This is a genomic window from Amycolatopsis sp. QT-25, assembly GCF_029369745.1.
Classification (GTDB): Bacteria; Actinomycetota; Actinomycetes; order Mycobacteriales; family Pseudonocardiaceae; genus Amycolatopsis.
Genome location: NZ_CP120210.1, coordinates 6788124 through 6813411 on the forward strand (window position 1 = coordinate 6788124; position 25288 = coordinate 6813411).

The following is a 25288-nucleotide window of genomic DNA, read 5'->3' on the forward strand; positions in this document are numbered from 1 at the left end:
CTCAACCGGGCGGGGAAACCGCAGCGGAACAGCTCAGTCCGACTGCTGAGTCCGACAGCCCAGTCCGACTGCGCAGTCCGACAGCCCAGTCCGACAACGCGGTCGAACAGCGCGGTCGAACAGCGCAGGCGAAAAGAGTGGCGTGGGTCGCGTTCGCCTTTGACCCGCACCTCCCTCCGGTGGAGGATGCGAGGTGAGCAACCGCTTAGCGCATCTGGATCGAGAACAAGGGAGTGTCGTTCCATGCCCGAAGCCGTCATCGTCTCCACCGCCCGATCCCCGATCGGCCGCGCCGGCAAGGGATCGCTGGTGAGCATCCGCCCGGACGACCTCACCGCGCAGATGGTCCGCGCCGCGCTCGACAAGATCCCCGAACTCGACCCGACGCAGATCGAAGACCTCATGCTGGGCTGTGGTCTCCCCGGTGGCGAACAGGGCTTCAACATGGGCCGCGCGGTCGCCGTCGAACTCGGTTACGACCACCTGCCCGGCTGCACGATCACGCGGTACTGCTCCTCCAGCCTCCAGACCACCCGCATGGCGCTGCACGCGATCAAGGCCGGCGAAGGTGACGTGTTCATCTCCGCCGGTGTCGAGACCGTGTCCCGTTTCGCCAACGGCAGCTCGGACTCGTGGCCGAACACGCACAACCCGCTGTTCGCCGACGCCGAGGCCCGCACCGCGCAGGTTGCAGCCGAAGGGGCCGACAGCTGGACCGACCCGCGCGAGAACGGCGCCCTGCCGGACGTCTACATCGCGATGGGCCAGACCGCCGAAAACCTGGCGCGGCTGAAGAACGTGTCGCGTGAGGAAATGGACGAGTTCGGCGTCCGCTCGCAGAACCTCGCCGAGAAGGCCATCGCGGACGGCTTCTGGGCCGACGACATCACCCCGGTCACCCTGCCGGACGGCACCGTGGTCTCGAAGGACGACGGCCCGCGCGCCGGCGTCACCCTCGAAGGCGTCTCCGGCCTCAAGCCGGTCTTCCGCCCCGACGGCCGGATCACCGCGGGCAACTGCTGCGCGCTCAACGACGGTGCCGCCGCCTTGATCATCATGTCCGACACCAAGGCTCGCGAGCTGGGTCTGACGCCGCTGGCCCGCGTCGTCTCGACCGGTGTCTCCGGGTTGTCGCCGGAGATCATGGGCTACGGCCCGGTAGAGGCGTCGAAGCGGGCGCTCGCGCGCGCCGGGATGGCGATCGGCGACATCGACCTCGTCGAGATCAACGAGGCGTTCGCCGCGCAGGTCATCCCGTCCTACAAGGACCTCGGGATCGACCTCGACCGGCTGAACGTCAACGGTGGTGCGATCGCCGTGGGGCACCCGTTCGGCATGACCGGCGCGCGGATCACCTCCACGCTGATCAACTCGCTGCGGCACCACGACAAGCAGTTCGGCCTCGAGACGATGTGCGTCGGCGGCGGCCAGGGCATGGCGATGGTCCTGGAACGCCTCTCCTGACGTCCTGACCTGCGAAAAGGAGCAAGGGACCTTTGCTACCGTTTGTCTCGACGTCGAGAGAAGCGATAGCAAAGGTCCCTTGCTCCCCCTGCGCGCAAGAAGGCCCCTTCCCTCAGCCGAGCCGAGGAAAGGGGCCTTCACGTGCCTGCGGTTACTCCGCCGCCTTGATGCAGATCGTGGTCGGCGGCGTCGAGTACACCGCCACTCGCGTCGCTTCGGTGCCCTCACAGGACGCCTGGTCCGCGGCGTTGGCGATCTTCACCAGTTCCGCGTCCTTGGCGGGATCGGTGCAGGCGACCTTCTGGTAGCCGGCGGTCTTCGACAGGTAGCCCTTGAGGCAGTCACCCTGCTTGACGTTGGGGAGCAGGCACAGCTTGTACGAGATCCGGCCGGACATCGAGATGCTGTCGTAGTCGCCCTCCGGGCAGGCCTCGTCGCCGCCCACGCGCGCGGCGATCTTGACGTTCGCCTCCTGCGCGCCGCAATCGGCCTTCTTCGGGTCGTCGGCCGTCCGGGAGAACTCGGTCACGCTGAGGCATTCGCCTGCCTGGGCGTTGCCCGTCCCGGAGAAGTGGTTGAACAGGAAAAGACCGCCGCCGATCACGACGACGAGCACCGGGATGGCGAAGCGCAGCCAACCGAGCTTGGACTTCTTGGGCGCCGCCGGCTGACCGGAAGCGTCGGGTTGTCCCACCGGCATTTGGCCCCCAGGGGCCGGCTGGGAAGTGGTCACCGAAAAACCTCACAGGTGTGAAGAGGAATGAGAACTTCGGTATCAAACACGCACGGTAACCAGCCCCGCCAACCGGGCCCCGAAAGAGTGAATTGCCCTGCTCAAGCCGGCTGTTTGGTGCTCTTCACGCAGACTGTCGACGGCGGAGTCGAGTAGCTCTTGAGATGCGTCGCTGCGGTGTCTTCGCAAGTCGCGACACCGTCGACCACCTTCAGAACCTCCGCGTCCCGCGCGGAATCCGAGCAGGAGACCTTCTGATAGGCCACGCTGTCGGCCAAGAAGTTCTCGAGGCAGTCGCCCTGCTTGGCGTTGAGCATCATGCAGAGCTTGTACGAGGCGAACGTCTTGTCGACAATGAGCTGGTCGTACTCACCCGCCGGGCACGCGCCGCCGGCGTCGGTCTTCACCCCTGCCTTCGCATTGGCCTCGACCGAGCCGCAGTCCGCCTTGACCGGATCCTCGTCGACGTCACCGAACGTCGTGACCGCGTAGCAATCACCCTCCCGGACATCGTCCGTGGTGGACAGGTACCCGACGATCCACGACGACGCGCTGAGGACCACGATCGCGACCGGCACCAGGATGCCCACCCAGAACCATTTGGAACGCCTGTGTTCGGTCATGTCAGCAGGGTATTCGCCACCACGGAAAAGGGCGCCCCGATCGCTCGGAGCGCCCTTTCGCGGAGTGTGACTACGGTCAGTCGCTCTGGAAGTAAGACAGCAACCGCAGGATCTCGAGGTACAGCCAGACCAGCGTGGTCATCAGGCCGAAGGCGACGTACCAGGACCACTTCGAGGGCGTGCCTTCGCGGATCATCCGGTCGGCCTGGTCGAAGTCGAGCAGGAAGCTGAACGCCGCGACACCGATCACCACGAGGCTGAAGATGATCGCGATCGGACCGCCGTCACGCAGCGGGTTGAAACCGAAGAAGAGGCTGGTGACGAGGTTGACCAGCATCATGATCGCCACGCCGACCACGGCGCCGATGATCCACTTCGTCAACTTCGGGGTGACCTTGACCGCACCCGTCTTGTAGACGACCAGCATCGCGATGAAGACACCGGCGGTACCGACGATCGCCTGCAACGCGATACCGGGGTACAGCGCTTCGAACAGGCCGCTGATCGCACCGAGGAAGACACCCTCGACGGCCGAGTACGCCAGCGTGAGCGGGCCACTCGGCATCTTCTTGAAGATGATCACCAGCGAAATCACCAGGCCGACGATCATCGAGCCGACGAGCGCGCCGATCACGGCACCGGGGATGCCCAGGATCTTGCCGGACGCCGACATCGGGATCTGGCTGATCGCCCAGATCGCGGTGAGCACACCGGTCACCAGCGCGGTGCCGAGGCTCAGCGCCGTCTTGATGACGACGTCGTCGACGGTCATCGGACGGTCGCCGGCACCGGCGGAGGTCTGCGGAGGGCCGTAGCCGGGCACGCCGCCCTGGGGTTGGTTGAAGCCTACGTTGGGTCCGTACTCCGCCGCACCACGCGGCAGGTTCCGGAACGCCGGGTTGCTACTGGATCGCACCTGATCCTCCTGGATATACTGGCACCTGCATCGGGTTCAACGACCGCGTGGGCCGCCCGGTTCCCGTCGGAGTAAAGACGACTTTACTCACATTCGGCGTGAGGCCCATCCCCCACACCGTATGCGGCGGAGATCACCGACCGTTCACCGATACCCCACCTGATGACCTCTTGCCAAAACCGCTGATCACACGCGACCCTCCCACGGTGCGTGTCCGGGTAATCACCGGAGGCGTGTCGGGGAACCTATCGATCGTGTGATCTGCGTCGACGTAAAGGCGTCGAGGGCAGCGCACGGCCAAAGGAGTCAACACACCATGGGGTGGACCACACGCCCGAGCGTGCGTTCGCGCGCCTCGACCAGCCTGATCGCGACGTGCCTGCTCGGCGCTTTGTCCGCCACCGTCGCGGCGGCACCGGCCTCGGCCGCCAAGGAAGAAGGCGTCGGCTATCAGGTCACGCCCGGCCAGACGGTCGGCGGCGAATCCAGAGACCGCGATTGGCTCGGTTCCTACGTCGTCGACGGAAAGCACGTGTTCTGCGTCTCCTTCCAGTTGAAGGCGCCGGACACGAACGAGAAGTACCAGCCCGGTGACGAACTCCTCGACAAGTGGGGCGCGAAGCTCCCCGAGGACACCGCCGCCAACATCTCTTACCTGCTGCTTCGCTACGGCGGCACCCGGGACAACGCCGAGGCCGCAGCGCTCGCGCACCTGCTGCACTCGTGGACTTCGAAACCACGTTCATCCGAGGATCTCAAGCCGACCCTCTCGAAGGAGAAGATCGGCTACGACGTCCAGAACCAACTCGCCAAGCTGAAGGCGCAGCACGCCGACGCCGCCACGGCCGTCGAGAAGCTGACCAAGGACGCCGAGGCGAACCGCGGCCCGTGGACCACCGCGATCGCGCCACCGAAGGAAGACCAGCACATCGGCACCGCGGGCGAGTGGACGATCAGCGTCAAGAACGCCAAGGGCAAGGGCGTCTCCGGCGTGCCGGTGCAGCTCACACCGTCGAACGCGACCGTCGAAAGCGGCGAGAGCACGAAGCCCGCGTCGACCTCGAACGCCAAGTCCGTGAAGGCCACCACGGTGAAGACCGGCGAGGACGGCACCGTCACGGTGAAGGTGACACCGACCGGTGACCAGCCGAAGCTGTCCAGCTCACTGTCCGCCCCCGCGGACCGGCCGTACGTGCAGTTCCCCGTCGAGACCGGCGTGCAGAAGGTGGTCTCGACCGGCGGCGAGAAGGAACTGAAGGCTCAGGGTGTCGCGGTCGTCTCGAAGCCGGGCAAGGTCCAGGTGACCAAGGTCGACGCGAAGACCGACAAGGGCATCGCGGGCGCCGCGCTGCGGATCACCGCCAAGGACAAGGCCACCGCCGCCGCCGGCCACGACGGCAAACCGCTCAACGGTGCCGACGGCAAACCCGCCGTCGTCACCACCGAGGGCGAGAACGGCACGGTCACCGTGGAGAACCTGCGGACCCCGCAGGAGATCTGCGTGGTCGAGGTCAGCGCGCCGCCGGGCTACACCAACGCGTTCGACCCGAAGAATCCGTCGTCCGCCTGCGGCGAGCTCAAGCCGGGCGAGACGCTGGCGCTCGAGGTCGCCAACACGCCCAACGAGGTACCGCGCGCCATCCCCGCCGGCGACCGGCCGGTGGCGATGATGCAGGGCACCGTCGAGAACTCGGCGTCGACCGCCGGGATCCTCGGCGTCGGCGCGCTCGCGCTGCTCGGTTCGGTGATGGTGGGCGTGGCCGCGCGGCGGTCTTCGCGACGTTAAGGATCCGGGAATGTCAGTACGACGCGGGTTCGCGCTGGGAGCCGTCACGGTCCTGTGCGCGGACCTCGTCGCGGCCTTGATCATCTGGCCGCCGACGACCGTGGTGGCGGGGACGGCTCAGCCCGTCTCCGTCGCCGTCGCGGGCGGCGCCCCGGCCGCGCCCGCGCAGCAGGAGGTGCCGCCTTCGCCGGACATCGTTCCCACGACGCCGACGGCCGCTTCGCCACCGCCGTCCTCGAAGGCTCCCGAGCCTCCGAAACCCCAGGGGCCGGGGACCATCCAGCTGCCCGCCGGCGGCGCGGCGAAACTCGTGCGCAAGGAACTCGGGCCGGGCGCGGAGCTTCCGGTGCCGGAGAACCTCGGCGAGGTGACCTGGTGGGGCGCCGAACTGAGCGCGGCCACCGGCGCGAGCGTGTTCGCCGGGCACGTGAACTGGAAGGGCGCGACGGGTCCGTTCGCGGAACTGTGGACAGAGCGGATCGGCGGCACCGTCACCGTGGTGGACAAGGCCGGGAAGTCTTGGCGGTACAGGGTTTCCCAGCTGATCACGCTGAAGAAGAACGAACTGCCACAGCGGGCGGACGAACTGTTCGGCCAGTCCGGTCCACCTCGGATAGTCCTCGTGACCTGCGGCGGCCGCTGGGTCGGCGGAGAGACCGGCTACGCCGAGAACCGGGTCGTCATCGCCGACCCGGCCTAGCTACCCGCAAGTAACTTCGCCGCTGTCTTGGTGGTCCTCGCCGTCGTCATACAGCACAATGCCGGTGGACGCGGGCGAACACGGTGAAGGGTGAGGCACATGGCGACTTTTCTGGTGACCGGGGCGACCGGACTGATCGGGCGCCACTTCACCCGGCTGCTGCTCACCAGGGAGGACGTCGAGAAGGTCGCGCTCGTCGTCCGCGTGTCCTCACGGGACAAACTGGCGAAACTCGTGAACGCCTGGCCGCATCCCGAACGCGTCACCCTTGTCACCGGCGACCTCGGCGAACCACTGCTCGGCGTCGGCGAAGAGGAGCGAGAGATGCTTCGCGGCGTCGATCACGTCGTGCACCTCGCCGCCCTCTACGACCTCACCGCCGATGACGAAGCCAGCATCAAGGCCAACGTCGAAGGCACCGCGCAGGCGATCGCGCTCGCCGCCGAACTGAACGCGGGCTGCCTGCACCACGTGTCCTCGGTCGCCGTCGCGGGGGACCACGAAGGCATGTTCACCGAGGAGATGTTCGACGTCGGCCAGCGGCTCCTCACGCCGTACCACCGCACGAAGTTCGAGGCGGAGCGCCTCGTACGCGAACAGCAGGACGTACCGTGGCGGGTGTACCGGCCCGCGGTCGTCGTCGGGGACTCCGCGACCGGCGAGATGGACAAGATCGACGGGCCGTACTACCTGTTCCCCGCGATCGACAGGCTCGCCGGGCTGCCTGACGTGCCGATCGTCGGCCCCGACCTCGGCGACACCAACGTCGTCCCGGTCGACTACGTCGCCGAAGCGCTGAACGCCCTGGTCACCACGAAGGGGCTCGACGGGCGCGCGTTCCACCTGGTCAACCCGGAACCGCAGCCGGTCGTCTCGGTCTACAACGCCTTCGCCAAGGCTGCGGGCGCGCCGACGATCTCCGTGCAGCTCAACGACCGCTTGTCCAAGGGCATCGTCAACCTGGTGAAACTGAGCGAGCACATCCCCGGTTTCACGATCGCGCGCGACGCCGTGCTGGAACGGCTCGGCATCCCGCCGGTGCTGCTGGACACCATGGCGTTCCCGTCGGTGTTCTCGTCGGCGTCGACGCGCAAGGCGCTCATCGGCTCGGGTGTCGAGGTGCCCAGGATCGAGGACTACGCGCCCACGCTCTGGCGCTACTGGCGTGAGCACCTCGACCCGTTCCGTGCCCGCAAGCACGGCCCGCGCGGGGAACTGGACGGCCGCCGCGTGATCATCACCGGCGCGTCTTCGGGTATCGGCCGGGCGACCGCGATCAAGGTCGCGGCCGCGGGCGGGGTGCCGCTGCTCGTGGCGCGGCGCCGTCACGAACTCGAAGAAGTGCGGGACGAGATCATCGCCGCGGGCGGCACGGCGTCGGTGTACCCGGCCGACCTGACCGACGAGGAGTCGGTGCACAAGGCCGTCGACGCGATGCTCGCCGAGCACGGCCGGATCGACATGCTCGTGAACAACGCCGGCCGGTCGATCCGGCGGTCGATCAAACTGTCGTACGACCGGTTCCACGACTACGAACGCGCGATGGCGATCAACTACTTCGGCGCGGTGCGGCTGATCCTCGCGGTGCTGCCGCATATGTCCGAGCGGAAATTCGGGCATATCATCAACGTCTCGTCGATCGGCGTGCAGGGAATCGCACCGCGCTTTTCGGCATATGCGGCTTCGAAGGCCGCTTTGGACTACTTCTCGCGGATCGCCGCGACCGAGACCCACGGTGACGGGATCACCTTCACGACCATCCACATGCCACTCGTGCGCACGCCGATGATCCGGCCGACGAAGATCTATGACGCGTTTCCGACCAAATCCCCGGATCAGGCCGCGGACATGGTGATGAAGGCACTGAAAGAACGCCCGAAGCACATCGGCACGCCTGCCGGACAGGCGATCGGGCTCGCGTACACCCTCACGCCGGGACTCACGGATGCCGTGGCCTACCAAGGATTCCGCGTGTTCCCGGACTCCGCGGCCGCGGGCGGCGAGGGCGGTCTCAAAATCGGGAAAGGCGAACAGCATCTGTCCCGGGCGGCGATGGCGCTCGCCCGGCTCAGCCGCGGCTTCCATTGGTGACACTGCGCACACGGGTGGCGGCCGTTCAGGTGAGGAATCCCAGCTGAGAGCCAACACACGTCGGTGAATCACCAAGCCTGGCAACGGCGACGCCCGGTACGCAGGTACCGTCGTGACCATGGTTCCCGAGCGAGACAACGGCCTGTTGCCCCTGCGGCGCGAGTACACCCAGGCCTGGCACGGCTTCGACCGGAACGAAGTGCGCCAGTATCTGGATCATCTCGAAGCCCAGCTGCGTCGCGTGATCACCGACCGCGACGCCGCGATCACGCAGGCGACCTCGGCCACCCGTGAACTCGAAACCGTCCGCCACGAGGTGGCGAAGCTGAACGCCAGGATCGAGGAGCTGAAGAAGCCGCCGGAGCGGCTCGAAGATCTCGACGAGCGGATGCAGCGCACCGTCACGCTCGCTCAGGCGCGCGCGGAAGAGATCACTAAGCGTGCCGAAGTCGCGGCGGAGAAGCATTGGGCGTCTTCGAGCGAGGCCTCGAAGAAACTCCGTGAGCGCTACACCCGGCTCGTCGCCGAGCTGGACAAGCAGGCGGACGCGTTGCACTCCGAACACGAATCCGCGCTCGCCGAAACGCGGGCCGAGGTCCAGCGGCTGACCGTCGAGGCCGCCCAGCGCCGGGAACTGCTGGACAACGAGGCCGAGCGCAAGCGCCGGAAGATCGAGCGCGAGTTCGAGCAGACGATCGCGGCTCAGCGCGCCTCGCACGAAAAGCACATCGCCGACCAGCAGACGGCCAGCAAGAATCAGGCCGAACGCCGGATCGCGGAGGCCACCGCGGAGGCCAAGCGCCGCGTCGACGAGGCCACGGCCGAGGCCAAACGCCGTCTCGATGAGGCCACCACGACAGCCGCCCAGCGCACGACGACCGCCCAGCGGAAGGTCGAGCGGCTGGCGGAGATCCGCGAGCAGGCCCGCAAGAGCCTGCAGCAGGCCGACGAGGTCCTGAAAGGCAGCGAGGCGCTGCTCGCCGCCCTGCCCGAGGAGTCGGTGATCCCGCACGCCTCCAAGCTCGTCGGCGGCGACAGCAAGGCTGAGGAGACCAAGCCGGCAGGCAAGCCCGCCGAGCCGCTCGCGTCGAAGGCCACCCCTCCGGCATCCGCCAAACCCGCTCCCGCGAAGCGCGCTTCTTCGGCGCCTGCCGCCGCTGCGCCGAAGAACGGACAGAACGAGCAGAACGGCCAGAAGCCGAACGGCCAGAAGCCGTCACCGGCCAAAACCGGCTCCTGACCTGCGCGAAGGAGCAAGGGACCTTTGCTATCACTCTCCTTGAGGAAGTGGTGGCAAAGGTCCCTTGCTCGCTTTTCGGACGCCGTCAGGAGGCGGTGGTGCGAGGCCAGGGGTTGGCCGCTTCGAGCTGGGCGGCAAGGCCGAGAAGAAGTGCTTCCCCACCGGGCGAGGCGACGAGCTGGACGCAGGCCGGGATGCCCGAAGGGTGCACGCCGACCGGCACCGACATCGCCGGGTAGCCCGCGAGATTCCAAAAGCCCGCGAACCCCGCCACGCGTACGGACGGCAAGACGTTGGCGATCCACCGGGCTTCGTGCCACCTGCGGGCCTTGAGCGGAAGAGTCGCCAGCATGGGCGTCACCAGGACGTCGTGGTCGGCGAAGAATTCCTCGGCACGCTCCAGCCAGCGCTCTCGGGTGCCGTCCCGGACATACTTGGCCAGCACACGCCCCAGTCGGACGTGGGTGCGCGTCCGGGGCTGAAGCGCACCGAGATCGAAGCCTTCGGCCTGCTCGGCAGGGCCCGCGACCCAGCGCGCGAAGAGGCCACCGACGGCTCCCGCGCTGTACCGGGGCGCGCCGGACGCGACGGTGTGCCCGGCCTCACGGAACAGCTCTCCGGCCCGTGCGACGGCTCGGCCGAACGCGCGCGGCAACGGCGCCCTCGTCAAGGGGACCTGAGTCGACAGAGTGATGCGAGACGGCTTCGGGTCGGTGAGATCCGCCAGACCGGGCTCTTCGGCGAGGACCGACATCAGCACGGCGGCATCGGCCACGGTGGTCGTCATCGGACCGTGCGTGGACAGGCCGAACCAGCCGTTCTCCCCCGGTACACGGACCCACACCCCTGCCCGGTTTGAGACCGACGAGCCCGCACATAGCGGACGGCAACCGGATCGAACCCAAGCCATCGGTGCCGTGCGCGATCGGTACCAGCCCGGCCGCGACGGCCGCGGCGCTGCCACCCGACGAACCACCCGCGGCGTAGGCCGGATTGCGCGGATTACGCGCCACTCCGTCCGGATCGTCGCTCGACGGCCATACGCACAACTCCGGCACCCGGGTCAGGCCGATGATCACCGCACCGGCCGCCCGCAGCCGTCGCGCTATCTCACCGTCCTCTGTGGATAGCGCCGACGAAACCGCGCGCGACCCCCAAGAGGCGTACTCGCCCTCGACCGGCGCGACGTCCTTGACCGCGATTGGTACGCCGGCCAAGAGAAGGTCGGCCAGGTCCGCGCGTTCGGCTACGGCGGCTGCCTCGGCCAGCGCCTCCTCGGCCCGGACCCGGCGGAACGCACCGACCACCCCGTCCGCCGCCGCGATCCGGGCCAACGCCTCTCGCGTCACTTCGACCGGGTCGAGTTCCTTGGCGCGCACAGCCGCCGCGATGTCCACTGCCGTCTTGACCATCCCCGCACTGTAAAGCGGGCGGCGAAGATCAGCTGCACGCCGAACAGGCGAACTTCGCCGAGTCCGGTTCGTACGCCGGGAAGTCGGTGTAGCCGTCGAGCCGGGCGCCGTAGTAGACGTCGTGGTCGGCCCGAGCGAGCGGGGCATCGAGAGCGAACCGGGCGGGCAGGTCCGGGTTCGCGATGAACAGCCGTCCGAAGGCGACCACGTCGGCCAGACCGGATTCGATCAAGGACTCCCCCTCGTCCCGGGAGGTGGGTTCCTCGGAACGCAGGTTCGCCACCAGCGCCCCCGGCCACAGTGGCCGCAGGTGGGACAACGCCACAACGTCCGGAGTGTCGATGATGTGCAAATACGCGAGCTCGTACCGGCGTAGTTCCTCGAGCAGTCGTGAGTACACCTCCTTTCCCTCGTCTTCCACGATGTCGTTCTCCGGGTTGCCCGGCGAGATCCGCAGAGCGACCCTGGCCGCCCCGATCCGCTCGGCCACGGCCGCCACCACCTCGAGCGGGAACCGGAGCCTGGCGGCGACCGAACCGCCGTAACGGTCCTCCCTGAGATTGGTGTTGCGAGCGAGGAACTCCTGAATGAGGTAACCGTTGGCGCCGTGGAGTTCCACGCCGTCGAATCCCGCCTCGACGGCCCGGCGTGCCGCCGCGGCGAAGCTCTGGACCACCTCGCCTACCTCTTCCTCGCCGAGCGGGCGCGGTTCGACCGTGTCCGTCCAGCCGTCGGCGGAGAAGATCCGCCCGGCCTGCCGGACCGCCGACGGCGCCACCGGTGTCCGGCCCATCACTCGAGGATGGCTGACACGACCCGCGTGCCAAAGTTGCGCGAAGATACGGCCGCCTTCTTCGTGCACGGCGTCCGTCACCGCACGCCATGCCTCGGTTTGCCGTTCCGTCACGAGTCCGGGGATACCTGGACCGCTCTTACCGGTCTGGTCGACCCAGATACCCTCACTCACGATCAATCCGGCGCTTGCACGTTGCGCGTAGTACTCGGCCGTCCGTGGATGCGGCACGCCCGTGACGTCGTCCGCACGCCCCCGGGTCATCGGGGCCATCGCGATGCGGTTCGGCACCTGGATCGTGGTGCCGCGGAATGCTTCGAGCAACTTCGTGAACGCGAAGCTAAACCCTGACACCGGCGTCACGGTCAACCTCGGTTTCCGCGGCTACTGTGGATGGATGCGGATCGGCGAACTGGCGAAGCGGACCGGGGTGAGCGTCCGCTCGTTGCGGTACTACGAGAAGGAAGGCCTGCTGCGCCCCAATCGATGCGACAACGGCTACCGCACCTTCACCGAACACGACGTCGGCAGGGTGCTGCAGATCCAACTCTTCTATTCGGCCGGGTTGTGCAGTGGCAAGATCGCGGAACTCCTTCCCTGTGTTTCCGGGGATCACACACATTTGGTGCCTTCGCCGGGAATGACCGGCGAACTGGAGATCGCCAAGACTCGGATCCAGAACCAGATCTCCTTGCTCACCACCTCTCTATCGGTTCTGGAACGTGTCCTGGCCGCGGCCAAGGGGACCGATACCGCCGAGGTACCGGTTCCTTCCCGGCCCGTCCGGCGGCACCGTGGAATCCATGTCTGACCCGGATCACGCGTTCGGGTCGCGGCCCAGCAATCCGAGCAGCCTGTCCTGCAAGGGTGCGTCTTCGGGCACCTTCACTTCAGGGCCGAAGACGACGATGCCGGGCCCGAAAGCGCCGGGGATCCTCATCTGTTCGGGGATCGCCTGCGCACCGGGCCACATCCGGGCGACCTCCTCCGGATCGATCGTGTCGTCCTGACCGGTGGCACGGGCCAAATCCCAGCCGTGGAGCACCATGTCGGCACTCACGACCTGGTCGATGTGCTGTTCTGCCGTCATCTTCCCTGCCGGTGTCTCATGCTCCGTGGCCGCGAGCGCGGGATCGGTGAGGATGGCTTCCACATCGGCCCGAGCCGCCTGGAAGGCGCCGAGCGGATCGTCCGAGAGCGAGGGCGCCGGCCCGAGATCACGTCCGAAGGGACGCACCATCGCGCCGTGCATGTCGACGATGTGCCCGACGACATCCTTGGCAGTCCACTCTTCACCGGGAGACCTGTTCTCCCACTGCCCGGCTTCGACGGCGGCGACTTTGCTCTCGAAGGCGTCGGCCCGGACCCGGTAACGGTCCGCGACGGTGTTCATCGCGTTCCCGCCCTCTCCGGAGTGGCGACGACCTCGGCCAACTTGTCGAAGCCCTGGCCGACGCCGCTCTCCATCCCGGATTCGAGCATTGCGTCCCGAACTCGCTTCGAGGCGTACCGCACGACCTGGGTCAGCGTGGTGACCTCGCCATGTTCGGCCAACGTCAGCGTCGCCAAGGCCTGTCCTTCCGAGGCATCGCAATCCTCGTTCGTCTCCAGGGAGACGAACCTTTCCGGACGGTCGATCTCCTGGTAGACACCCTGCAGCAACATCTCTGTCCCGCCGTGGTGACGCAGCCGGTAGCGCCACCTTCCGCCTACTCGCAGGTCGATCTCGCATTCGACGACCTCCCAGTCGCGCGGGCCGAACCAGCGGCGCACCAATTCCGGTTTGGTCCACGCGTCGAACACCAACGCCCTCGGCGCGTCGAAGGACCTCGTCATGACGATCTCGAGATCGCCGGATTTCGTCACGCTGAGAGTGCGTCCCATCGTGCTGTTCCTTTCCGCTCGTGCGGTGGTCAATCGGTCTCTTCCCGGCGCTCCGGGTGCTTCATTTCTTCGTCCAGGACGAGGTCCAGCTGCAAGAAGGTTTCGTCCCAGTAGCGGCGGTAACCGCCGAGCCACTCGTTCGCGTTCTTCAGCGGTTGAGCCACCAACCGGCAAGGGCGACGCTGCGCATCACGCCCCCTTGCCACCAATCCAGCCCGCTCCAGCACTTTCAGATGCTTGGAAATGGCGGGCTGGCTCATCGCGAACGGCTCGGCCAACTCCGTCACCGTGGCCTCACCGTGGGCGAGCCGCGCGAGGATCGCGCGGCGGGTGGGATCGGCGAGAGCCGCGAAGGTGACATCGAGCAGATCTTGTGTCACGGTCGCCCGCCTTCCGTTTGTGGTTCGAGCTGTTCTCACGAGTTCCGGTTCTCACGATCCGCGTCGTCAGCAGCCGTCGCTGGATAACCTTGCGGTTTCATAACCATGTGGTAATCTACGGCGGAGCAGATCGAGTTGTCAAGGCCGAACACCGGCTTGAAGAGGGAGAACACGAAACAGGAGGGAGGTGGGACCGAGCCGGTCTCGCACCAAAGGACACGCGAGCGCGTACGAAAGGGCAACTGGGGTTACCGTCGACACCGGCATGGACGACGAACGAAACGAGCCGATGAACTCCGGGCGACCGAAGACGACGAAGCGGTGGGCGGCCGTCATCCTGGGCACGACCGCCGTTCTCCTCACCAGCGTGCAGTGCGGTACGACGAACGACCGGGCCGGATCGGCACAGCCGGCGGGCACGACACCTCCGCCGAGCAGCAGCCTCACTTCGAACCCGTCCACCTCCGGTGAGCCCGCGCCCTCGCCGTCACCGAGGGCGGAGCAGGCACCTGCTCCTGGCTGCGAAGCCGTCGCCGCCGGGATGAGCCCCCGGCAGCGGCTGGCCCAGCTGATGGTGGTCGGCGTGAACGCCGGTGACCCGCAGGCGGCGGTGAAGCTGGTGCGCGATCAGCAGATCGGGGGGATCTTCCTCGGTGGCAACGAGACGGCCTTGTTGCAGAACGGTGCGCTGGACGAGGTCCAACGCGCCGCGAAGGTCCCGGTATCGGTGGCGATCGACGAGGAAGGCGGTCGTGTTCAGCGGATCGACGCCCTCGACGGCACCATGCCCAGTGCCCGGAAGATGGCCTCGACCCTGACGCCGGAGCAGGTGCGGAAGAAGGCGGCCGAGCGAGGACGGCAGATGCGGGCTCGTGGCGTCACCGTCGACTACGCGCCCGATGCCGACATCACCGATCAGCCGGACCGCGACATCGTCGGTGACCGGTCGTTCGGCTCGGATCCGGAGGTCGCGCGCAAGTACGTCCTGGCGTTCGCCCAGGGCCTGAGGGATGCCGGAGTGCAGCCGGTGCTGAAGCACTTCCCCGGACACGGGCACGCCAGCGGGGACTCCCACAAGGGGCTCGTGCGGACACCGCCACTGGCTTCGCTTCGCAAGGTCGACCTGGTGCCGTACCGTGACATCAGCGAGTACGGCGAGATCGGCGTCATGGTCGGGCATCTGGATGTGCCCGACCTGACCGGCGGCATACCGTCGACCCTGTCGGCGCCGGCGTATCGGTTGCTGCGAAGGGATTACGCGTTCAACGGTCCGGTGATCACGGATGATCTCGGGGCGATGAAGGCGATCACGTCGCAGTACCCGTTGCAGACGGCTGTACTCAAGGCCTTGCAGGCCGGGGCGGATCAGGCGTTGTGGTCTTCCGGTGGCAACGTCGGGACGGTGCTGGCAACGTTGGAGCAAGCGCTTGCGTCCGGCGAGCTCCCGGCCGCCCGGGTCGACGAGGCAGTGGTCCGCGTGCTGGCGGCGAAACACGCCTGCGGCTGATCGACCCCAGTCCACGGGGCGATCAGGCCGGTTCACCCGGCGGATGATGTGAGGCGGCCCGAAAACACCATCCTGACCAGGTCGTGTCAGGGATACCCTGAGCACCGCCCTGCCGCTCGACCAAAGAGGATCGCGCGCCTGGTTCCACCAAGTCCCTACGCCGTCTCGCGCTGACGGCCGCCGCCGTTGCCAGACCCAGCCTCCTCGCCGCGCCAGAAGCGTCAGCCGCGCCAATGGCCCCGGCCGCGCCAGTGACGTGAGCCGCGCCAGTGACGTGAGCCGCGCCAGTGGCGATGGATCATCCGGTGCGGACTATCGGTTGTCACCGGAGCCGCCGGGGAGACATCACTGCGGATGGTGAAGTCCAGGGCTGGCCCGCGAGTACACGGTGCATGTTCCGGCGCGATACCGGCCCTCGCGGCCGTACCCGCTGGTGCCGTCGATCCATGGCCATAAACGGACGTCGAAATATGAAGATGAGCTGTCCGGTTTTTCGGGTATGACGCAATTTCGTCTACCCGCAAGGATTTCCGGGGACTGACGGTGAGTCCACATGGACGGGCGCGCCGTAGTCCGCGGCCGTTGACGACGTGCTCTTCACCAGCGATCTGCTGAACACGCTCCAGCGGGAACTGTGTCGACTCCCGCCGGATCTACGCGACGGGCAAGTCGAACGGCGGTGGTTTCGTCGGCGTCCTCACCTGCCGGATGCCAGGCCGGAGCGCAGCGTTCGCCCTGGCCCCCGAGCGTTCCATCCACAAGGTGGCGAAAGCCACCTGGCACGTTCCCGCTCGATCCTCGATTTCCACGGAACGGCCGACGCGACGATCCCCTACACCGGGGAAGCCTGCCAAGGGGCCCGCCGACGCTGCGGTGCTGGTTCTCCGCGTGGTCCGACCGAAAAGGCTGCTTCCCGAACCCGATTCAGCACTCACCGCGGACCGATGTCACCGTCCGGCGCCGGCCAGGTCGCTCACTCCAGCACTACCGGATCGAAGGCGCCGGACATGTTCGGCGGAGCACGGCACCGAACAACGACTCCTCCACTCCGACCGTCATCGACGCCACGCCGGTCGTCTGGAACCTCATTCTCTTGCGCCATCCGCGTCAGAACTCGTCGATTTCCTTGCCGGATCCCTGCACCGGCGCTACGGTCGAATGACCGGATGACCAGTTTCACGAATCTGGTCACAAAGTCAGGCACTGGGAGCGCACGTGGCAGAACGTCCGGACCGCACCGTCGGCCGCGCCGACCGCATCCTCGACGCGGCCGGCGTCCTGCTGTCGCGGCTGGGCTATCGCAAGGTGACCATCGAGGACATCGCGAGCCAGGCGGGCATCGGGAAGGGCACGATCTACCTGCATTGGCCCACCAAGGAAACCCTCTTTCACGCGTTGCTCCTGCGTGAATCCCTCCGAGCCGCCGAGGCCATTCTCGATCGGCTGGAAGAAGATCCGGCGGAAGTCGTCCCGCATCGGTTCCACCGGGCCGTTTTCCTGTACACCCAGCGAAATCCTCTGCTCGGCGCGCTCATCACCGACAACACCGAGATGTTGGGCAGGCTGAAGAAACATCCCTTGCAGGATCAGGACACGGTCGTGACCGATCGGTACCTGAAGACGATGACCGACCGGGGCCTGCTGCGCGACGACATCCCGAACCTGCTCTTTTCCCTCCGCGCCTCGGCGCTGGGGTTCTACCTGATGGACAACTTCACCACCGACGGCACCGGCCTCACCTCCGACGAGAAGGCCGACGCTCTCGCGCACATCATCCGGACGGCGTTCGAGCCGCCGGAGCCACCGTCCACGGCTGATGTGGCCACCACCGCGGCCGAAGTGATCCAGGCGTTCCGGGAGCTGATCTCGTCCTATCGCGCCTGGATCTACCGGAAGGACGGTGCCGGGGAGCCCGCTTGATCCGAGCTCCTCCACCACGAGAAGAAGGGGGCAAGCCATGACCACGATCGCCGAAACCTGGGGAGTCGACGAAGGCCAGTTCTGGCTTCGAGGCGAATTCCCGGCCGACCCGGTCCGGTTCGACGCCGAGACGGGCATGTGGAATGTCCACGGCCATGCCGAGGCGTTGGAGACCCTGAGTGATCCCAAGGTGTTCTCCTCCGACACCGCCCGGCTGATCCCGAAGGAGATCGCACCGGACAAGGACCTGTTCGTCGAGGGCAACCTGCTCCAGATGGACCCGCCGGATCACAAGAAGCTGCGCACGCTGGTGAGTCACGCCTTCACACCGAAAGTCGTCGCGAATCTCGAACCGCGGATCGCCGCGTTGACGAACGAACTCCTCGACGCGGTCGACGGCGCGGACTCGATGGAACTGGTGACGCATCTGGCTTATCCGCTGCCGGTGATCGTCATCGCCGAACTGCTCGGCATCCCGGCGAGCGATCGCAACCTGTTCAAGGAATGGGTCGACACGATGCTGCGGAACAGTCAGCAGCGATCGCTGATCAAGCAGACCGAGGCGGACAAGAAGGCCTCCGAGGAAACGGCGGAGCAGCTGAAGAACCTCGTGAACTACCTTGCCGAACACGTCGAAGACCGACGGCGGAACCCGCGCGAGGACCTGCTGACCAAACTCGTCGAAGCCGAAGTGGACGGCACGAGACTCACGCAGAACGAGGTCGTCAACTTCGCCAACGTGCTGCTGCTCGCCGGGCACATCACCACCACGATGTTGCTCGGAAACACGGTGCTGTGCCTGGATTCCCATCCGGCCGAGTACCGGCGCGTCCGAGAAGACCGGGCGCTGTTGCCCGCCACCATCGAGGAATCGCTGCGTTTCCTCAGCCCGTTCGCCCTCGTCGCCCGCGCCACGACGACCGAGGTCGAACTGGGCGGAAAGACGGTCCCGGCGGACAGCATGCTCGCTGTCTGGGTCGCGGCGGCGAACCGGGATCCGCGCACGTTCAAGGATCCGGGCACCTTCGATCCGGCAAGGGCGCACAACCCGCATCTGGCCTTCGGCCGCGGAATCCATTTCTGCATCGGTGCCCCGCTCGCCCGGCTGGAAGGCAAGACCGCGCTCACCATCCTGCTGGACCGGTTCCCCGCTCTGCGTACCGATCCGGCCGTTCCGCCGTCGTTCATCCCCAGCCCGAACATGACCGGCGTGAACGAACTCCAGCTGTTGCTGAAGCCCTAGCGGCCGGCGAATCGGGAGGCGAGTGGCACCACCACTCGCGGGATCCGCTTTCCGGAGGTGTACCGCAGTTCGGTGATGTTTCCGTTCGGCACCTGGTAGGTGTCGGCGAACGTCCGGAACCCGCGCATGGCCTCGCTGTCCGGGGTGGTGATCCCGGTCAGCAGTGACCACATGACCGCTCGGATGAAAAGGCCGTGCGTGAAGACGGCGATCGGTCCGGGTTCCCGTTCTCCCAACCGCGCCAGGAAGTCCTGGGTCCGGGCGTAGAGGGTCGCGAAGGATTCCGCGCCGTTCACCGCGTGGTGGGGATCGGCCCGAGCCCAGTAGGCCTCGGTGTACGGCTTACGGGTGGCGGTAGTGGTGACCTGTCCATGGAGTTCGCCGAGGAAGGTGAACTCCTGGACAGGCCACTCCTCGAGCTCCGCGCCGGGGAACCGCTCGATCGTCGGCTCGGCGGTCTGCCGCGCCCGTACGAACGGCGACGTCACGATCAACCGAGGCGGTTCGGCCAGCGAATCCGCGATTTCGACGGCTTGCCGCCTGCCGAGATCGGTCAGTACCGAAGCCCCCGGTTCCCCGCCGGCAAGACCCGCGTTGGACTCGCTTTCACCATGCCTGATCAGCCACACCCTTGCCACGATCGCCTCCTAGACCCCGTGTGCCCACGACGATCGCACCGAGCGGAGTTGATCGCGACTTCCAGAATGCCGTAATCGCGACGGAAATGGCGCGGTTTCAGCGGTCGAACTGCCCCGGCGCGCGTCCCTCGCCCGCGGGGCCGCGGTACGCCTGCGCGATGTCCAGCCAGTGGTCCGCCAGCGCACCTTCGGCACGGAGGTCGAGGTCGTCGCGATGACGGCGCCGCGTGACGAGGAGACAGAAGTCCTCCGCGCTCCCGGTGATCCGCTGCCGCGAGTCCTCGGGTCCGAACGTCCACAACCGACCGGACGGCGAGGTGATCTCGAACCGGAACTCCTCCTCCGGCGGGGTGAGGCCTCGGGCCTCGTAGCCGAAGTCCCGCACCCGGACGGCGAAGCCGACGAGGTACGCGAGCCGGTCCGTCCGCTCCGGACGCACGCCCAGCGCGTCCGCGACGTCCTGCCCGTGGGCGAACAGTTCCATCATCCCGGCGCAGGCGAGGATCGCCGGCGGCAGCGGATTGACCAGCCACGGTACGACCTGGTCCGCCGGGACCGCGGCGAGTGCCTTGATGCCGGCGTCGCGTTCGGCGCGCCAGCGGCTGAGCAGGACCTCGTTGGGGTCACCGAGATAGTCGTCGAGGGCCGCGTTGACGGCGGCGTCGAATCCGCGCGCCATCGAGCTCTCCATGACTTCGGCGAACTTCTGCGGCTCGCCCGCGGACAGCCCGGCGATCTTGAAGATGAAGGAGAGATGGGCGATCTGGTGTTTGACCGACCAGCCCGCCGCGGGTGTCGGCAGTTCCCATCCCGCGTCGTCCAGGCCGGCCACCAGGGCGTCGACCTGTTCGCCCTCCGTGGTGAGGTCCTTGATCACGTTCCGGAAGTCAGTCACCGTGCCGTCCTCTCGCCGTTTCCACCCTCTCGAATGATGCGGACGCGCGGAACCGTCGTCTTCTCCTGATGAGCCCGGTCGAATTTCGAGCTTGATTCTGGAGCCGGGTCCAAGTTCTACCCTCGAGTCATGCGAACCGAAGCGACGACGGCGCTGACGGCGTTGACCATGTCCCAGGTGACCGCCCGCGCCGGGGTGCGGCCGGACACCGTGCGCTACTACGAGCGCATCGGCCTTCTGCCCGCCCCGGCGCGGACGACCGGGGCGCATCGGCGCTACGACGAGAACGTCATCGACAGGCTGCGGTTCATCCGCGGCACCCAGCGGCTCGGGCTGACACTGACGGAGATCGGTGACCTGCTGAGCGTGCGCGACACCGGGGTCTGCCCGTGTGAACCCGCCGAAACCATGCTGGAACGCCATGTCGCCGAGATCGAAGCGGAGATGACGCGGCTCGGCGAACTGCGCGCCGAGCTCACTTCCATGCTGTCCGGGATGTCCGGCGACAAGTGCGCCGATCCGCTTCCCGGCGCCTGGTGCCCGCCTGACCGCGAACCCGAAAGAGGAGGTGGATGATGCGTAACGACGATTGGTGCGACTGCGACTGTAGCGGCACCGGCTGCTGCTGACCCGCTTCGGCGGGCCGGCCGGGCTTGACGTCACCCGGCCGGTCATCCGAGGTCAGTCCTGTGGCAGGAGCACCGTCCTGCCGATCCGGTCCTTGCAGACTTCAACCGAGTAGGCCATCAGCCCGCCTGCCTGCGCGTCCCGGAACAGGCGCTGGATCGGCGAAGTGCGCAGGAAGCCCGAACCGCCGCCCGCCTTCAGCGCCAGCTGGGCGACGTCGCGGGCGATCTCGTTCGCGAGCACCTTCGCCGTCATGGTCGCGGGCAGGAATTCCGGCGAGTTCCCATCCGCCAGCCACGCCATGTTCCGCGAGTACATACGCGCGGCTTCGAGGCGCGTGTGGACGTCCGCGACTTCGAAGTGCAGCCATTGCATTTCGGCGAGTGGATACCCGGTCGCCGGAATGACCCGGCTTCGCGAGTGGGAGACCAGAGCCTCCTCCGCCGCGTCGGCGATCCCCAAGGACAAGAAGGCGAGGCCCGCCGCGATGTGGTTCGGGCGTTGCTCGGCCGAGGGCGGGCACCTGCGGTCGCCCCGCAGGACCGTCCCTTCGAAGGAGACGAGCTGACTCCGGCTGGCACGGAGTCCCATCGTGTCCCAGATGGGCACGAAGGTCATCGTTTCGTCCGGCGATACACCGAAGAACGTGGGCACGCCGTCGACGAGCGCGTTCACCAGGAAATGGTCGGCGACTTCACAGCCGGAAACGAATCGCTTGGCACCGGTGAGCCGGTGTCCGCCCTCGGCGGGCTCGGCGTTCTGTTGCGGCATCAGGAACATGTTGCCGCCGCTCGGTTCCGACAGCGCGTTGGCGAACCGCTTGCCGTCGATGAGTTCCCTGGCGTAGAACCGGCCCACGTCGGGAGCGGACAGCTGCGCCAGCCCGACGGCGGCACCGATGTGCATCACCCAGACGCACGCCGTCGACGAACAGGCGGCGCTGAGGATCCGGACGATCTCGCCGTAGGTCCGATAGCTGAGGTCTTCGCCGCCGAACTCCGCGGGCAACGTCGCCCTGTCGAGTCCGGCCGCGTGCAACGCGCGCAGGTTGGCGATGGGCAACTCGGCCGTTTCATCGAACTCGGCGGCACTCGCCGCGAAGTCCCTCGCCAGTTCGGTGACGGTTTCGATCCAGTGGCGTTCGTGGGCGGGCGGGGCGAACGGATGCGTCATGAACCGCATCATGCCGGAATCGCGAAGCCCTCCTCAGCACTCCGAGAACGACGAAGGAAAACTTCTGCGGTCCGGCCGTCACACTCCGGTTCAGGCGGCCATCGCGAATTCACCGGAAGCGGTCTTTGGTCGAACCCACGGCGCCGTCGACGGCTTCGAAATCATCGAAGGCCGTCGATTCCGACCAGCACGAGCAGCACGGCGATCCCGTACTGCTTGCCGAGCGGGCTTTCTCCCGGCCTCCGCCCACGAGCGCGCGACACCCCGGCGGGGCGGTCCGGGCGAGCCGGCCTGCAAAGCCACCACCACGACGGCCAGCAGCGTCGATCCGGCGGATGAAGCGCCGGAGCACCACTTGGCACCGAATCCCGCGATCGCGAAACTTTGGTGGACTGGCTCTCCGGCGGAACAACACCCGCGGCGCTACGCGAGCCTGGCGAGGACGACGGCCGCCTCCTTCGGGTGGATGAGGAAACGGACGTGGCTGCTCACGAGCGAGCGCACGTCGGTCGGGTTGTCCGGGGTGAGCGCGTCCGCCTCCTTGATGAAGCGGTCCTGCAGCGCGAGCGGCATCGACCGGTCCTCGGTGAGCCTGACATACGTGCGCGGGATTCGGCCCCACTTGGCCGCGTCGGCGAGTTCGGTACCGACGTCGAGGCTCTCGTCCGGCTCAAGAGTGTCGGGGTAGGCGAAGAACTCCTGCTTGGTGCCGTCTTCGAGCATCACGGTCTTCAGCGCGGCCAGCAGTGCGGGCTCGGCGGTGCGCCAGTTCGTCCGGAGCGCGCCGAGCGCCGCGGGATCGGCGACCACGACCCCGCCGACGTCGTTGAGCGCGCTGCTCGCGTACTCGGGTCCCTGCATGTACTCGCCCACTGTCGCGTCGACGCAGCACCACGCGGAGATGTAGACGATCCGGTCGATCAGTTCCGGGACCGCGCTGCCGACCCCGGTGAGCGCGAGCCCGCCACGGCTGTGCCCGACCAGGACGACCGGCCCGTGCTCGGCGACCGTGCGCACGACGTCCACCACCTGCTCGACGTCCTCGGCCAACGTGGCACCCGCCTGGTTCGACGGCGTCGTGGCCGGCGCTTCGAGGTCTTGCGGCGCCTGGTAGGCGGCCGTGGAAACCGGCGCCGAAGCCGTGTCCGGGAAGGTCGGCGGCCAGCGTGCGGTGGCCGAGCGGGGCGAGCTCGCGTTGCAGCGGGCCCCAGGTGGACGAGGCACTGTTGGAACCGTGCACGAGAACGTTAGGTCGGAGTCACGGCTCGTAGCCTGACATCCCGGCTTCGCCCCGGTGATGATCAGTCCGCGATGAGCACCTGGCTCGCCCCGTCGAACCGGTAACCGACCCCGCGCACCGTCGTGATCGGCGTCAGCACGGGTTCGAGTTTCCCGCGGATCTTGCGGACGTGGACGTCCACGGTGCGCCCGTTACCGCCGGACAGCCCCCACACCTTCGTCATCAGCGTGAGCCGGTCGAAGACGCGGTCCGGATTCCGGCTCAAGAACAGCAGCAGGTCGAACTCCAGTCTGGTGAGCTCCAGCACCTCGCCGCGCAACAGCACTCGTCGCGAACCGGGTTCGATGCGCAGTGGTGGCGTGGATTCGCCGAATCGTCGCCGTCTTCCGGCGAGTTCGATGACCTGGCCGGAGTCCACCTGGACGGTGCGTGCCGTCAGGGTCACCCCGACAGTGTCCTCAAAGGACCGAAGCAGGCGCGCGGCGATCGCGGCGGCGTGCTCGGAGTCGGTGTTCACCCGTAACGCCAGGGTCAGTTCGACGGCCTGATCCCCGCTCGCCGCGACCGACTGTGTCATCTCACACCACCCGGACCGGATGCCGGACGACGGCGTCGAACAGGTAACCCTGGGTGTTGAGCGGGGTGACCTCCGGCTGGGTGGCGCCGGTGATGTCCGTCGCCCGCGCCCGGAGGATATGGGCACCGGAGACAGCGGGGCGCCAAGGGAATTCCCAGCGTTGCCAGCCCCGATCCGCCGCGGCGTCCACGAACTTCGCCTGCCGCCAACCGGCACCGGTGTCGACTTCCACGCGCCGGATCCGGCCGTTGCCCGACCATGACCGGCCCCGCAGCACCTGCCTGCCACCTGCCGCGAATTCGGCGTTCCAGGGCAGTTCGAACGCGCTCTTGACCACCTGCCGGGCGACGACCGTGCCGTCGGCCGGATAGTCCGGCCCGAGCAGCCGGTAGTACTGCGTGTTCCACGGTGACACCAGTGGCGTTTCCGAAACTTCGATACGCCCCAGCCACTTGATGGACGAGATCCCGACCCAAGACGGCACGACGACCCGCACCGGATGACCGTGGTCCGGTGGGAGCGGGCGTCCGTTCATCTCGTAGGCCAGCAAAACGTCTTGCAACGCCTTCGCGACCGGCAGCGGACGGCGCACCTTCCCCAGATTGACCCCGCCGGTGACGTAATCGGCGTCCAGCCCTTCCGGCAGGACGTCCACCGCGTGCCGCGTCAACCCGGCCTTGGCCAGCACGGTGGAAAGCCGGACACCGCGCCAGCGCGCGACCCCGATCGCGCCGAGCTTCCACGCGGTGCCGGACACCGTCTGTCCTTGCTGAGCGGTGAAGAAACTCCGTCCGTTGCCCGCGCATTCGATCGCGGAAGTGATCGTCTCCGAAGGCAACCGCAGCAGGTCCCGGTAGGTGAATTCGACGGGCCTGTCCGCGGTCGGCGCGCCGCGCAACCCGGTCCCGAAGAGTTTCAGCCGCCAGGTGCCGGCGTCGATCAAGGGAGTGGCGGTGTGGTTTCGTACGAAGAAACGCTCGACCGGCGTCAGACAGCCCTGCCCGCTCAACGCCTCCCAGCGTGTCTCCGCATTGGTGCCGTAGATCTCGAAGATCTCCGGCGGCAAGGGTTTCACGATCGGAGAGGCCGCCGTCGCCGTTCCGGCGGGAAGCGCGCCGAACGCGGTCAGCGCGAGTGACCCACCGGCCGCCAGCCGCAGCAGCGCACGGCGCGATATCCCGTCACCCCGTGCCTCCCCGGCACGCCACTGGGTGAGCCGAGCGCGGTCGTAGGTGGCTTCGTCGGTCGGGCCGGTTCCGGTCATGCGGGTCATTGTCGGCAGCCGTGGTCCGCGCGGACCAGGACGTCCACAGAGCGGAACATCCCGAGTCGGTGGGATCCCGTTCGTGCCCCGGACGGGGATCGAACCCGCACTGGGTCGATTTTAAGTCGACTGCCTCTGCCAGTTGGGCTACCGGGGCACGGGACAGCCTAAGGGATGACCCG

Annotated in this window: 23 protein-coding genes, 1 tRNA gene and 1 pseudogene; 10 read left to right on the forward strand and 15 right to left on the reverse strand. The window is 67.4% G+C overall.

The annotated features are described in order from the left end of the window. Positions 1 to 243 precede the first annotated feature (243 nt). Positions 244 to 1464, forward strand: a complete 1221-nt coding sequence (locus P3102_RS31650) for an acetyl-CoA C-acetyltransferase (RefSeq protein ID WP_276364171.1) — start codon at positions 244 to 246, stop codon at positions 1462 to 1464. A 151-nt stretch (positions 1465 to 1615) separates the two neighbouring features. On the opposite strand, the gene P3102_RS31655 is transcribed toward P3102_RS31650, so the two are convergent. The 3 genes from P3102_RS31655 to P3102_RS31665 form a co-directional block, all read right to left on the reverse strand. Next, entirely contained in the window at positions 1616 to 2197 is a 582-nt protein-coding gene (locus tag P3102_RS31655; RefSeq protein WP_276364172.1) for a hypothetical protein, read from the reverse strand. A 101-nt stretch (positions 2198 to 2298) separates the two neighbouring features. Beyond that, a complete protein-coding gene (locus P3102_RS31660; protein ID WP_276364174.1) occupies positions 2299 to 2820 on the reverse strand; it encodes a hypothetical protein in 522 nt (173 codons plus the stop codon). Between the two features lie 76 nt (positions 2821 to 2896). Next, the gene (locus P3102_RS31665; protein ID WP_276364175.1) at positions 2897 to 3736 is read right to left on the reverse strand and encodes a Bax inhibitor-1/YccA family protein; all 840 of its coding nucleotides are present in this window, start codon (positions 3734 to 3736) and stop codon (positions 2897 to 2899) included. A 316-nt stretch (positions 3737 to 4052) separates the two neighbouring features. On the opposite strand from P3102_RS31665, the gene P3102_RS31670 reads away from it, so the two are divergent. The 4 genes from P3102_RS31670 (at position 4053) to P3102_RS31685 (ending at position 9553) form a co-directional block, all read left to right on the forward strand. Beyond that, positions 4053 to 5522 carry a SpaA isopeptide-forming pilin-related protein gene (locus tag P3102_RS31670; RefSeq protein WP_276364177.1) on the forward strand — a complete coding sequence of 490 codons (1470 nt, stop codon included), beginning with the start codon at positions 4053 to 4055 and terminating at the stop codon, positions 5520 to 5522. Between the two features lie 10 nt (positions 5523 to 5532). Next, positions 5533 to 6222 carry a class F sortase gene (locus P3102_RS31675; protein ID WP_276364178.1) on the forward strand — a complete coding sequence of 230 codons (690 nt, stop codon included), beginning with the start codon at positions 5533 to 5535 and terminating at the stop codon, positions 6220 to 6222. A 99-nt stretch (positions 6223 to 6321) separates the two neighbouring features. Then, positions 6322 to 8313, forward strand: coding sequence for an SDR family oxidoreductase (locus P3102_RS31680; RefSeq protein ID WP_276364180.1), 1992 nt, complete (start codon positions 6322 to 6324; stop codon positions 8311 to 8313). Positions 8314 to 8431: 118 nt separating this feature from the next. Further along, complete coding sequence (locus tag P3102_RS31685) at positions 8432 to 9553, forward strand: cell division protein DivIVA (protein WP_276364181.1); 1122 nt, start codon at positions 8432 to 8434, stop codon at positions 9551 to 9553. 85 nt (positions 9554 to 9638) lie between these two features. On the opposite strand, the pseudogene P3102_RS31690 reads toward P3102_RS31685, so the two are convergent. Beyond that, a pseudogene (locus P3102_RS31690) lies at positions 9639 to 10965 on the reverse strand (amidase family protein). 28 nt (positions 10966 to 10993) lie between these two features. Beyond that, entirely contained in the window at positions 10994 to 12112 is a 1119-nt protein-coding gene (locus tag P3102_RS31695) for an alkene reductase (RefSeq protein WP_276364183.1), read from the reverse strand. 43 nt (positions 12113 to 12155) lie between these two features. Here P3102_RS31695 and P3102_RS31700 point away from each other — a divergent pair, with 43 nt between their 5' ends. After that, a complete protein-coding gene (locus P3102_RS31700) occupies positions 12156 to 12569 on the forward strand; it encodes a MerR family transcriptional regulator (RefSeq protein WP_276364185.1) in 414 nt (137 codons plus the stop codon). 6 nt (positions 12570 to 12575) lie between these two features. On the opposite strand, the gene P3102_RS31705 is transcribed toward P3102_RS31700, so the two are convergent. Genes P3102_RS31705 through P3102_RS31715 form a run of 3 tightly spaced genes read right to left on the reverse strand, consistent with a single transcriptional unit; the run spans position 12576 to position 14022 of the window. Beyond that, the gene (locus P3102_RS31705; protein WP_276364186.1) at positions 12576 to 13151 is read right to left on the reverse strand and encodes a TIGR03086 family metal-binding protein; all 576 of its coding nucleotides are present in this window, start codon (positions 13149 to 13151) and stop codon (positions 12576 to 12578) included. Further along, entirely contained in the window at positions 13148 to 13642 is a 495-nt protein-coding gene (locus tag P3102_RS31710) for an SRPBCC family protein (RefSeq protein ID WP_276364188.1), read from the reverse strand. The genes P3102_RS31705 and P3102_RS31710 overlap by 4 nt, the downstream gene beginning before the upstream one ends. Positions 13643 to 13671: 29 nt before the next feature. Next, a complete protein-coding gene (locus P3102_RS31715) occupies positions 13672 to 14022 on the reverse strand; it encodes a metalloregulator ArsR/SmtB family transcription factor (protein ID WP_276364190.1) in 351 nt (116 codons plus the stop codon). 265 nt (positions 14023 to 14287) lie between these two features. Between P3102_RS31715 and P3102_RS31720 the strand changes: the two genes are divergently transcribed. From P3102_RS31720 to P3102_RS31730, 3 genes are all read left to right on the forward strand, one after another. Next, entirely contained in the window at positions 14288 to 15529 is a 1242-nt protein-coding gene (locus tag P3102_RS31720) for a glycoside hydrolase family 3 N-terminal domain-containing protein (RefSeq protein ID WP_276364191.1), read from the forward strand. Positions 15530 to 16744: 1215 nt separating this feature from the next. After that, the gene (locus tag P3102_RS31725) at positions 16745 to 17449 is read left to right on the forward strand and encodes a TetR/AcrR family transcriptional regulator (RefSeq protein WP_276364193.1); all 705 of its coding nucleotides are present in this window, start codon (positions 16745 to 16747) and stop codon (positions 17447 to 17449) included. 37 nt (positions 17450 to 17486) lie between these two features. After that, on the forward strand, positions 17487 to 18692 hold the full coding sequence (locus P3102_RS31730) for a cytochrome P450 (RefSeq protein WP_276364194.1): 1206 nt from the start codon (positions 17487 to 17489) through the stop codon (positions 18690 to 18692). Here the strand turns inward: P3102_RS31730 and P3102_RS31735 are convergent. Continuing rightward, positions 18689 to 19330, reverse strand: a complete 642-nt coding sequence (locus tag P3102_RS31735) for a histidine phosphatase family protein (protein WP_276364196.1) — start codon at positions 19328 to 19330, stop codon at positions 18689 to 18691. The two genes, P3102_RS31730 and P3102_RS31735, sit on opposite strands and share 4 nt — an antisense overlap. Before the next feature lie 97 nt (positions 19331 to 19427). Continuing rightward, positions 19428 to 20225, reverse strand: a complete 798-nt coding sequence (locus tag P3102_RS31740; RefSeq protein ID WP_276364197.1) for a TIGR03084 family metal-binding protein — start codon at positions 20223 to 20225, stop codon at positions 19428 to 19430. A 129-nt stretch (positions 20226 to 20354) separates the two neighbouring features. Here P3102_RS31740 and P3102_RS31745 point away from each other — a divergent pair, with 129 nt between their 5' ends. After that, positions 20355 to 20801: a MerR family DNA-binding protein gene (locus tag P3102_RS31745; protein ID WP_276364199.1), complete on the forward strand. Its 447-nt coding sequence runs from the start codon at positions 20355 to 20357 to the stop codon at positions 20799 to 20801. 105 nt (positions 20802 to 20906) lie between these two features. Here the strand turns inward: P3102_RS31745 and P3102_RS31750 are convergent, their stop codons facing one another. The 5 genes from P3102_RS31750 to P3102_RS31770 form a co-directional block, all read right to left on the reverse strand. After that, positions 20907 to 22025, reverse strand: coding sequence for an acyl-CoA dehydrogenase family protein (locus tag P3102_RS31750; protein WP_276364200.1), 1119 nt, complete (start codon positions 22023 to 22025; stop codon positions 20907 to 20909). Between the two features lie 423 nt (positions 22026 to 22448). Further along, positions 22449 to 23249 (reverse strand): alpha/beta fold hydrolase, encoded by an 801-nt coding sequence (locus P3102_RS31755; RefSeq protein WP_276364202.1) that lies wholly within the window; start codon positions 23247 to 23249, stop codon positions 22449 to 22451. Between the two features lie 77 nt (positions 23250 to 23326). Further along, positions 23327 to 23842 carry a winged helix-turn-helix domain-containing protein gene (locus P3102_RS31760; RefSeq protein ID WP_276364203.1) on the reverse strand — a complete coding sequence of 172 codons (516 nt, stop codon included), beginning with the start codon at positions 23840 to 23842 and terminating at the stop codon, positions 23327 to 23329. 1 nt (position 23843) lies between these two features. Next, on the reverse strand, positions 23844 to 25106 hold the full coding sequence (locus P3102_RS31765) for a sulfite oxidase (RefSeq protein WP_276364205.1): 1263 nt from the start codon (positions 25104 to 25106) through the stop codon (positions 23844 to 23846). A gap of 83 nt (positions 25107 to 25189) precedes the next feature. Further along, positions 25190 to 25263 (reverse strand) — tRNA-Leu (locus P3102_RS31770). Positions 25264 to 25288 lie beyond the last annotated feature (25 nt).

Coding starts and splice junctions, on each gene's coding strand:
- P3102_RS31650 (WP_276364171.1), top strand. CDS start 244: ATGCCCGAAGCCGTCATCGTCTCCACCGCCCGATCCCCGATCGGCCGC.
- P3102_RS31745 (WP_276364199.1), top strand. CDS start 20,355: ATGCGAACCGAAGCGACGACGGCGCTGACGGCGTTGACCATGTCCCAG.
- P3102_RS31765 (WP_276364205.1), bottom strand. CDS start 25,106: ATGACCGGAACCGGCCCGACCGACGAAGCCACCTACGACCGCGCTCGG.
- P3102_RS31705 (WP_276364186.1), bottom strand. CDS start 13,151: ATGAACACCGTCGCGGACCGTTACCGGGTCCGGGCCGACGCCTTCGAG.
- P3102_RS31700 (WP_276364185.1), top strand. CDS start 12,156: ATGCGGATCGGCGAACTGGCGAAGCGGACCGGGGTGAGCGTCCGCTCG.
- P3102_RS31730 (WP_276364194.1), top strand. CDS start 17,487: ATGACCACGATCGCCGAAACCTGGGGAGTCGACGAAGGCCAGTTCTGG.
- P3102_RS31760 (WP_276364203.1), bottom strand. CDS start 23,842: ATGACACAGTCGGTCGCGGCGAGCGGGGATCAGGCCGTCGAACTGACC.
- P3102_RS31660 (WP_276364174.1), bottom strand. CDS start 2,820: ATGACCGAACACAGGCGTTCCAAATGGTTCTGGGTGGGCATCCTGGTG.
- P3102_RS31720 (WP_276364191.1), top strand. CDS start 14,288: ATGGACGACGAACGAAACGAGCCGATGAACTCCGGGCGACCGAAGACG.
- P3102_RS31750 (WP_276364200.1), bottom strand. CDS start 22,025: ATGACGCATCCGTTCGCCCCGCCCGCCCACGAACGCCACTGGATCGAA.
- P3102_RS31710 (WP_276364188.1), bottom strand. CDS start 13,642: ATGGGACGCACTCTCAGCGTGACGAAATCCGGCGATCTCGAGATCGTC.
- P3102_RS31680 (WP_276364180.1), top strand. CDS start 6,322: ATGGCGACTTTTCTGGTGACCGGGGCGACCGGACTGATCGGGCGCCAC.
- P3102_RS31670 (WP_276364177.1), top strand. CDS start 4,053: ATGGGGTGGACCACACGCCCGAGCGTGCGTTCGCGCGCCTCGACCAGC.
- P3102_RS31675 (WP_276364178.1), top strand. CDS start 5,533: ATGTCAGTACGACGCGGGTTCGCGCTGGGAGCCGTCACGGTCCTGTGC.
- P3102_RS31685 (WP_276364181.1), top strand. CDS start 8,432: ATGGTTCCCGAGCGAGACAACGGCCTGTTGCCCCTGCGGCGCGAGTAC.